1 protein-coding gene is annotated in these 2,099 nt (G+C 63.8%); it reads right to left on the reverse strand.

Features of this window, described 5'->3' with window-relative positions; translation table 11 throughout:
* A partial coding sequence (locus BLU85_RS30080; protein ID WP_139208083.1) for a condensation domain-containing protein occupies nt 1-2,099 on the reverse strand: 2,099 nt, incomplete at both ends.

Here is a 2,099-nt window from a genome sequence, read left to right on the forward strand (position 1 = left end):
GGATCCAGCGGCACATAACCGCCACCCGCCTTCAAGATCGCCAGCAACCCAACGACCATGTCGAGACCACGCTCGACACAGATCGCCACCCGCGAGTCCGGCCGCACGCCCTGCCCGCGCAGGTAATGCGCCAGGCGGTTGGCCTGCTCGTTCAATTCAGCATAAGTCAGGCGCTGACCGCCATGCAGCACCGCCAATGCATCCGGCGTGCGCTGCACCTGTTCCTCGAACAGCCCGTGAATGGTTTGCTCCAGCGGGTACTCGGCAGCGGTGGCGTTGAACGCCACCAGCAGTTGCTCACGCTCCGCTACCGGTAGAATCGGCAGGCGATACAACGCGGCCTGGGGCGTCTGTTCCAGCGCCTCCACGAGTTTTCCCAGGACCGTATGCATGTAGCCGCAGACCCGCTGCGCGCCAACCTGCGCTGCTGCCAGTACCGTCAAACGCAAACCGCTGCCCAGGTCGTCGACGTTCAATGTCAGCGGATAGTTGGTGCGTTCTGAGCCATCCAGCGCATGGATACCTTGCCAAGCATCCGTCGCCTGGGCCGAAGCCACACCCACGGCGCTGTGTCGGTAGTTGAGCAAGGCGCTGAACAGCGGCAACGGCGCCGCCACACCGCTGCAGCGCTGGGCCAGTGCCAGGGAGGCATGTTCGTGGCCCAACAGCGAAGTCAACCTGGCATGGGTGGCCTTGACGCCCGCACGCACGCCCTGGTGCCCTACCTGAATCCGCAACGGCAAGGTGTTGATGAACATCCCCAGGGCTCGATCGGTGTCGGCACCGCCCTGCATCCGCCCCATCAGCACAGTACCGAATACCACATCCTGCTTGCCGGATACCTTGCCCAGTACCTGGGCCCAGGCCAGGTGCGCCAGGCTGGCGACGCTTACCCCCAACTGACGGGCCTGGGCCCGCAGACGCAAGTCCAGGGAAGCCTCCACCGATTGCTGGGCTTCTTCGATGCCATGGCCATTGCCCTGCACATCCTGCAGGCCGAACGGCAATGTCGGTTCGTCGATATCGCCGAGCATCTCGCGGAAAAACACCTCATGTTCTTCACGGCTCATGCCCAGGCGTGACTGGGCCACATAATTACGATAGGGCACCGCGTCAGCCAGTTGCCCGACGTCGCCCATCAGATGCGCCTGCATCTCGTGCTGCACCACTTCAAGCGCCGTGTGGTCGAGCACCATGTGATGGAACAACAGTGTCGCGACCCATCGATGATTGACGGCGTCCTGTCCATAGGCCAGGCGCATCAGGGGGGCCTGGCTGACATCCAGGCGATGGTGTCGCGGGTCGAAGCGCTGCTGCAACTGTGCCACGGCATCACCGGCGGCCGGATCGAGGTCGACCGCTTCAACGTGCAGCTTCGCCTCGCGCCAGACCACTTGCACTGGCGACTCCAAGCCTTCCCAGACCACACTGGTACGCAGGATGTCGTGACGATCGATCACCACCTGCAACGCCTCGACGAACGCATCGAGCCGTTCGCGGTGATCGAAGGCAAACTGCGACTGCAATACATACAGATCGCCCTGTTCGGCCGAAAGATGATGAAAGAAGATGCCTTCCTGCAGCGGCGCCAGCGGATAGATATCCTGCACGTTGCCCGCGCCGCCCGGGACCGTGTCCACGATGCGGTCGATGGTTTGCTGATCCAGCTGGACCAGGGGCAGCATCGACGGCGTGATCCGCGTGCAGCCCGGCAGGATGCCGTTGTCCGGTACCTGGATTTCGCTGCCGCTGCCCACCGCTGCCGCCAGCGCCATCAAGGTCGGCTGGCCGAACAGCACGCGCACGTCAGCGCTCAGGCCGACTTGACGCATCCGCCCGATCAGGCTGACGGCCAGCAACGAGTGGCCACCGAGCTCGAAGAAGTGATCGTGACGGCCGACGCGCTCGACCTTGAGCAGGTCCTGCCAGATCTGCGCCAGGGTCGTTTCGATTTCGCCTCGGGGGGCTTCGTAGCCGCGGGTGATGACCGAATCCAGGTCTGGGGCCGGCAAGGCCTTGCGATCGAGCTTGCCATTGGGGGTCAGCGGCATGGCGTCGAGACGCACATAGGCCACGGGCACCATGTATTCCGGCAATTG

It is taken from the genome of Pseudomonas sp. NFACC14, from assembly GCF_900106885.1.
In the GTDB taxonomy this organism is placed as follows: Bacteria; Pseudomonadota; Gammaproteobacteria; order Pseudomonadales; family Pseudomonadaceae; genus Aquipseudomonas; species Aquipseudomonas fluorescens_AA.